Raw genomic sequence first — 7040 nt, forward strand, 5'->3', positions numbered from 1 at the left:
AAAAGGAGGGGGCATGACTCAAAAATTCAATGAGCTAGAGTACAGGCAACGACTGATCGCCAAAGGGGTCGACCCCAGCGAGGCGTTTGATGTTGCGCGCCGTACAGCCGAGTCCTATGGGTTGCCGCCTGCTCAAAATAAGCCCAGCTCAGGCCGCAAGGCATCAAGCACGAAGAAGAAAGCACCCACCCCCAAGAAGACCCAGGCGAAGCAAGCCACAAGCAAAAGCCCGCTTGCCCCCGAACGTCATCAGCAAGGTGATTTCTTCGTGGCTGATATTCTCGACGCGGCTCCTAAAGACGACACGGCGAGCATGGAGCACCCACTATTCGCCATGAAGCAAGGTGATCGTCGTGTACGTCAGTACGAGCGAAATGGCTACACGGTGACGGTGAAACCTGGCTACGATGGCTGTGCCACGATCCACGACAAGGATCTGTGGATTTACTGCATCAGCCAACTGGTTGAAGCCAAGAACCGAGGGCAGGAGATTTCGCGCAAAGTTCGGTTCACTGCTTATGATTTTTTGATCACAACAAACCGAGACACAAGTGGCCGTGCTTATCTGCGTATGGCTGATATGTTGAGTCGCCTCAGAGGTACTAGCATTGAAACGAACATCGAGACTGGCGGCCAGCGTGAGCGCCGTGGATTTGGTTTAATTGATTCTTGGCGTGTTATTGAGAAGTCACCTGACAACGATCGGATGGTGGCCGTCGAAGTGGAATTACCAAGCTGGCTGTTTCGAAGCGTTGAATCTATGCACGTGCTGACACTGAGCCGTGACTACTTCCGGATACGCAAACCGCTACACCGCCGAATTTACGAGCTTGCCCGTAAACATTGCGGGAAACAGCCTCACTGGCGTGTGCAGCTTGCAACGTTATTGGAGAAAAGCGGCAGCACTACCACGCTACGCAAGTTTCGGGCGGAAATCATTGAGTTGGCCGAAAGCGGGGCGCTTCCTGACTACCTTATGGCCTACGATGCCGAGCGCGACCAGGTGACGTTCTATGCGGACGGGCCGGAAGGGAAGCGAGCAGAGATCAAGGACATGCTAGCCGGTCGTCCTCATGCACCGGTAAATGCCCATCACGCCCAGCACGAACGCAAGCAAACGAAACGTAGGCGTCCCTAAAAGCACGTGTCTAACAGCGTGTTGAAGAAAAAATTAATGGCGGGCCAGCCAGCGCGGGGCGCCACGCCATATTCCCTCAATGCACGGTTGAAATTGTCCGTACAGCTGACATGACCGAAGTAGCCACTGTCCTCGTAATACTTGGGCGTGCAGGCCAGCAGGAAGCTGTCGTGACGACCGACCGTGTCCTGTACCAGCTCCAGCATCGGCTGCAGGCGGTTGTCGGCAAATCGTGAGTACAGCCCCGGCTGGGGCAAGGCGTGTCCCGCCAGGGTCCGTGTCGCCACCGCATCCAGCGTAATCTCTTCGCCTCTTTCCAGCGCCTCGGCATCGAAGGCGATGAAGTCGGAGCATTGCTTGCCCGCCACATCAATAATCTGAATCCACTCACCCGCCTTGACGCGGTATACACGTGCGCTGCTGTGTGGGACATGCACCTCCTGCACCGGCTCACTCAGCGGATCGGGCAGCTCAGTCATCTCGCCCGGCAAACGCCAGAAGGCAACATTCAACTCTGTCGCAGTCGTTTGCTCCTGAGGCATCATGTCAGCCCCCGGCGCAGCCAGCACCAGATGGATGGCCCCTGTACGCTCCGTGGCTTCAATCATGCACGGCAACTGCTCCGCATCCAGATGAAGCCCGCGTTGCAGATGGGATTCCTTAACGCCCCATGCCAGCAATCTTTGCCGCAGCCTGTCACCCGAAGGGCGCGACTGTTGCAGCTGCGCCTGCACCTCAGGCATACCGGAAGTGGCCTGTCCCAACTCCAGACGCTCACGCGCCGAGCCGGGGCCGTCATCAAGCATGAACAGCTCACAGCACTGCCCTTCGTCCGGGCTGTCAATCTGCAACCGCTCGCCCGGCAACAGTTTCACTCGCATTGCCTGTTGCGCCACAATGCGTTTGCGGCTCGTAGCCGGCGGCTCACCCGTGATCAAATGATCATGAAATTGCGTGTTCATACCTTCACCCCTGGCCACTCACATTCACATGGCCTGCGCCACCATTCGGTGCACAGGCCGGCGCCATGCCCTGTTGTGTGGCTCTTTTCCCACCAGAACAACGGCGCCGGCCACATCAACCATGGGTAAAAATTCTTTACCTGTAGTGATTTTCGGGCAATTCATCAAAGGAGCTACCTCTGTAGGGGTAGACCTGAATATGCTGGCATGATCCGTGCATTTTCACTCACGTTTAGACCCATGTGGCCGCTCTGATCCCGACAACAGGATTCTGTGGAGATAACCATGAAGAAACGCGTAGCCATTATTGGCGCAGGCCCGAGCGGTCTGGCCCAACTGCGAGCCTTCCAGTCAGCCGAAGCCAAGGGTGCCGACATACCCGAACTGGTCTGTTTCGAGAAGCAGTCCGACTGGGGCGGCATGTGGAACTACACCTGGCGTACCGGCCTGGACGAAAACGGCGAGCCGGTCCACGGCAGCATGTACCGTTACCTCTGGTCCAACGGTCCCAAGGAATGCCTGGAATTTGCCGACTACACCTTCGAGGAGCATTTCGGACGTCAGATCGCCTCCTATCCGCCGCGCGAAGTGCTTTGGGACTACATAAAAGGCCGTGTCGAAAAGGCCGATGTACGCCAATACATCCGCTTCAACACCCCGGTGCGCAACGTTAGCTATGACGACAGCACCAAACTGTTCACGGTCGCTGTCCATGACCACAACACCGACACCACCTACAGCGAGACCTTCGACTACGTGGTCTGTGCCAGTGGGCACTTCTCCACGCCGAAGATGCCGGAGTACGAAGGTTTCTCCACCTTCGGTGGCCGCGTCCTGCATGCGCACGACTTCCGTGATGCATTGGAATTCAAGGACAAGGATATTCTCATCGTCGGCGCCAGCTACTCGGCCGAAGATATCGGCTCTCAGTGCTACAAATACGGTGCACGCTCCATCACCAGCTGCTACCGCACAGCGCCCATGGGCTTCAAATGGCCCGCCAACTGGGACGAAAAACCGGCGCTGACCCACGTCGACGTGGATACTGCCTACTTCAAGGATGGCAGCAGCAAAAAGATCGACGCCATCATCCTTTGCACCGGCTACCTGCACCACTTCCCCTTCCTTGCCGACGACCTGCGCCTCAAAACCGACAACCGCCTCTGGCCGCTGAATCTCTACAAGGGCGTAGTCTGGGAGGACAACCCGCAGTTCTTCTACGTGGGCATGCAGGACCAGTGGTACTCCTTCAATATGTTCGATGCCCAGGCCTGGTTTGTGCGTGACATTATCCTTGGCCGCATTCCGCTGCCCGCCAAAGAGGACATGACTGCCGACAGTCTGGCATGGCGCGAGCGGGAACTGGCACTGGAAACCGCTCAGGAGATGTACGAGTACCAGGGTGCCTACATCCTCCACCTGATCGAACAGACCGACTACCCCACGTTCGACATTGATGGCGTCAACCGCACCTTCCTCGAATGGAAGCAGCACAAGAAGGACAACATCATGACCTTCCGTGACCACTCCTATCGCTCACTGATGGCCGGCACCGTACAGAGGACTCTGACATGAGCAACACCCCCGTTACCCGTTTGCCCAACCGCCAGGCCAAGTCGATCACAGACCCCTTGCCGGACTGGACCGCCGTGGCCGGCGACCCCAGCATGACCACCTGGATCGAATACACCGCCGATGACGGCAGCATGATCAGCGGCTGGTGGGAAGCCACCCCCGGCACCTGGCATGCCAAATATGAGAGCTGGGAATTCATTCACCTGATGGAAGGTTCGGCGATCATCACGCCAGAAGGCGGCGAGCCCGTGGAAGTGGGCCCCGGCGACGCCTTCGTCATTGAAAAGGATTTTGTTGGCACCTGGGAAATTACCGCCCCGATCGTGAAGCACTTTGCGATCAAGCTGAAATAAGCGCTCACCTGTTAAAGCCCGACCGCCCGGCAGCAGGACCACACACCTCTGCCGGGCACCCTTACACTTCGTTGTTCTTCTCTTGCATGCCGCTTGGCTGAAAGCCCTGTGCCTCTAATTCTGATCCAATACGACCACACACTGGTTATTGGCAAAAGCCCCCTTTGCACTGAGGGTTCAACGGGTCATTGCAACACTCCGCACCTTGCGGACGGTAGCGGGAATTGGCCAGTCATTCCGAGTACGGGGTTTGGGGAGCAATGGAACCAAAAACCAACGTAAGCCCTACCAACGCTTTTCGGTGTCTTCTTCCCAGGCGCCCATCTCGACAAAACAGTTGCGCATGTCGGCCTCCTGGCTGATCTCGGTCAGCAGGTCATGCACGCTCTTGTCCAGCTCATCGTCGCTCCGATACGGAATGGTCAACTCATAGTGGCCGGCATCCAGCCGCTTCATGCCATAGGGCTCCAGGCAGTAGCGCTCAATGTTCTCCGTGGCCCGCTTCCGGCCGCGCACGAACTTGCTGTTATTCACCACCGCGAGGCGCAGGGTGACGGTGGCCACCCGCTCGGCGGCGGGCGGCTCTGCCGGCGACGCGGCCGAAGGCTGCTGGTCGCGTGACCTGGCGCTCTTCTGGTACGCGCCGATCTCGACACCACGGTGGCGCAGGTAGCTGTACAGCGTGCTCTTGGAGATGTGCAGCTTCTCGCCGATCGCGCTGACGCTCAGGCGACCTTCGCGGTAGAGGGTTTCGGCCGCCATGGCGGTGGCCTCAGCCTTGGCTGGCAGGCCCTTGGGACGGCCACCGATCCGGCCACGCGCCCGTGCGGCCGACAGACCCGCCTGAGTCCGCTCGCGGATCAGCTCGCGCTCGAACTCCGCCAGCGAGGCGAACAGGTTGAACACCAGGCGGCCTTGGGCGTGGGTGGTGTCGATGGGGTCATTCAGGCTCTGTAAGCCGACCTTGCGCTCTGCCAGCTCGCCGACCAACTCGACCAGGTGCTTGAGGGAACGCCCAAGGCGATCCAGCTTCCAGATCACCACGGCATCACCCGGCCGCACGTTGGCCAGCAGTTTGTCCAACTCCGGCCGGGCGCTTTTCGCGCCGCTGGCGATGTCTTGGTAGATGCGTTCGCACCCGGCCTGTTTCAGGGCATCGACTTGTAGGTCGGCTTTCTGATCCCGAGTGCTCACTCGCGCATAACCGATCTTCATCAAAAGTACTGTTTACTCGACTACGTTAGTAATAGTTGAACTTTGATTAAGCGTACCAGTTATTTGAACCGTAGCGCGGGGAGCTTAACGAACCGAGCCATTCCTCGATAGAGTTCGGCAAAACCTTCGTTTTGTCGAACCATTGCATCGCCCTTTGTGATTGGCGTATAAACACACAAACACCTATTAGCGGAGAACGCTATGAATACCATTCGCTGGAATGTCGCCGTCTCGGCCGACACCGACCAGTCGCTTCGGATGTTTCTGGCCAGCCAGGGCGGCGGCCGTAAGGGCGACCTGTCGCGCTTCATCGAAGAAGCGGTACGGGCACACATCCTGGAGCTGAGCGCTGAGCAGGCCAAGGCCGCTAACGCCCATCTGAGTGAGGCAGAATTGACCAACGCGGTTGACGAAGCGCTCGACTGGGCACGTAAGCGCTGATGCGGGTCGTGTTGGATACCAACATCCTGTTCAGCGCCCTGATCTCGCCACATGGCGCGCCCGATGCGATCTACCGTGCCTGGCGGGCGGCGCGTTTCGAGGTGGTGACCTCGCGGATGCAACTCGATGAAATTCGTCGAGCCAGCCGCTATCCCAAGCTTCAGGCCATCCTACAGCCCGCCAAGGTGGGCGCCATGATCAATAACCTGCAACGGGCTGTGGTACTGGAGCGCCTGACCATCGAGGTCGAAGCCGATGATCCGGATGACTCGTTTTTGCTGGCCATGGCCTTGGCGGGCGATGCGGACTACCTGGTAACCGGTGATCGCCGCGCCGGCCTGCTGCAACGCGGGCACATCGAACGCACGCGGATCGTCACGCCCGCCGTGTTCTGCGTCGAGGTGCTGTGATCAATGCCGGTCGGTTTTCTGACTCAAGAGCAACGCGACGGTTTTGGCCGCTATGTTGATTCGCCCAGCCGTGAAGAGCTGGAACGTTACTTCCACCTGAGCGATGAAGACCGTGAAGCCATCCAGGTGCTGCGGGGTAACCATAACCGTCTGGGTTATGCCGTTCTGCTGACCACCGTCCGCTTCGTTGGCGTTCTGCCGGACAAGCCCGCCGCCGTGCCGGTGGAAGTCCTGCAGGTGCTTTGCCGACAACTGGCGATTCCAGACCCCGACTGCCTCCAGCGCTATAGCGATCATCGCCGCTGGATACATGCCACCGATATTCAGAACCGCTTTGGCTATCGTCATTTCACCGATCCGGGCATCGGCTTTCGCTTGAGCCGCTGGCTGTATGCCCTCTGCTGGACGGGCACCGACCGGCCGGGAGTGCTGTTTGAGCGAGCCACCTCGTGGCTGTTCACACAGAAAGTCCTCCTGCCTGGTGTGTCTCAACTAGAGCGCTTTATCGCCCAGTTGCGCAGTCGGGTCGAAGAACGCCTCTGGTTTACGCTGGGCCGCAGCGTGACTGAGGAACAGCGATTGCAACTGCAAGACTTGCTGACGGTGGCCGAAGGCAACCGCAGCTCCCGGCTGGATCAATTGCGCTCCGGCCCGGTCATGGTCAGTGGCCCCGCGTTGATTCGGGCACTGCGCCGGCTCGATGACGTGCGCGGCATCGGCATCACCTTGCCGGCGGCGGCGCACATCCCTCCCAGCCGTATCGCCGCCCTGGCCCGCTTCGCCAACACGGCCAAGGTCACCGCGATTAATCGGCTGCCGGCGTCGCGGCGGATGGCGACACTGGTGGCCTTCGCACTCTGCCTGGAGGCGACTGCGCACGACGACGCACTGGAAGTCCTGGAGGCCTTGCTGCGCGACCTGTTCAGCAACGCGGAGAAGGCCGACA

The 7040-nt window shown here is 59.1% G+C and carries 8 protein-coding genes; 6 read left to right on the plus strand and 2 right to left on the minus strand.

The window, feature by feature from the left end; genetic code table 11:
* The first annotated feature begins 13 nt into the window (after positions 1-13).
* Positions 14-1138, plus strand: a complete 1125-nt coding sequence (locus tag LWH94_RS17280; protein WP_232903041.1) for a replication initiator protein A — start codon at positions 14-16, stop codon at positions 1136-1138.
* Here LWH94_RS17280 and LWH94_RS17285 read toward each other — a convergent pair.
* Positions 1135-2100: a DUF1989 domain-containing protein gene (locus LWH94_RS17285; protein ID WP_232903042.1), complete on the minus strand. Its 966-nt coding sequence runs from the start codon at positions 2098-2100 to the stop codon at positions 1135-1137. The two genes, LWH94_RS17280 and LWH94_RS17285, sit on opposite strands and share 4 nt — an antisense overlap.
* A gap of 285 nt (positions 2101-2385) precedes the next feature.
* Between LWH94_RS17285 and LWH94_RS17290 the strand changes: the two genes are divergently transcribed.
* Positions 2386-3675, plus strand: a complete 1290-nt coding sequence (locus LWH94_RS17290; RefSeq protein WP_082422875.1) for an NAD(P)-binding domain-containing protein — start codon at positions 2386-2388, stop codon at positions 3673-3675.
* A complete protein-coding gene (locus tag LWH94_RS17295; protein ID WP_031639052.1) occupies positions 3672-4028 on the plus strand; it encodes a cupin domain-containing protein in 357 nt (118 codons plus the stop codon). Before LWH94_RS17290 ends, LWH94_RS17295 begins: the two co-directional genes overlap by 4 nt.
* Positions 4029-4313: 285 nt before the next feature.
* Here the strand turns inward: LWH94_RS17295 and LWH94_RS17300 are convergent, their stop codons facing one another.
* On the minus strand, positions 4314-5243 hold the full coding sequence (locus LWH94_RS17300; protein WP_003150544.1) for a recombinase family protein: 930 nt from the start codon (positions 5241-5243) through the stop codon (positions 4314-4316).
* A 201-nt stretch (positions 5244-5444) separates the two neighbouring features.
* Here LWH94_RS17300 and LWH94_RS17305 point away from each other — a divergent pair, with 201 nt between their 5' ends.
* From LWH94_RS17305 to LWH94_RS17315, 3 genes are all read left to right on the plus strand, one after another.
* The gene (locus tag LWH94_RS17305) at positions 5445-5684 is read left to right on the plus strand and encodes a ribbon-helix-helix domain-containing protein (protein ID WP_003089107.1); all 240 of its coding nucleotides are present in this window, start codon (positions 5445-5447) and stop codon (positions 5682-5684) included.
* On the plus strand, positions 5684-6094 hold the full coding sequence (locus tag LWH94_RS17310; protein WP_003150546.1) for a putative toxin-antitoxin system toxin component, PIN family: 411 nt from the start codon (positions 5684-5686) through the stop codon (positions 6092-6094). Before LWH94_RS17305 ends, LWH94_RS17310 begins: the two co-directional genes overlap by 1 nt.
* Before the next feature lie 3 nt (positions 6095-6097).
* Positions 6098-7040, plus strand: a 943-nt coding sequence (locus LWH94_RS17315) for a DUF4158 domain-containing protein (protein WP_232903043.1), incomplete at its 3' end; no start/stop codon positions are given.

The organism is Marinobacter sp. G11 (assembly GCF_021282325.1).
Classification (GTDB): Bacteria; Pseudomonadota; Gammaproteobacteria; order Pseudomonadales; family Oleiphilaceae; genus Marinobacter; species Marinobacter vinifirmus.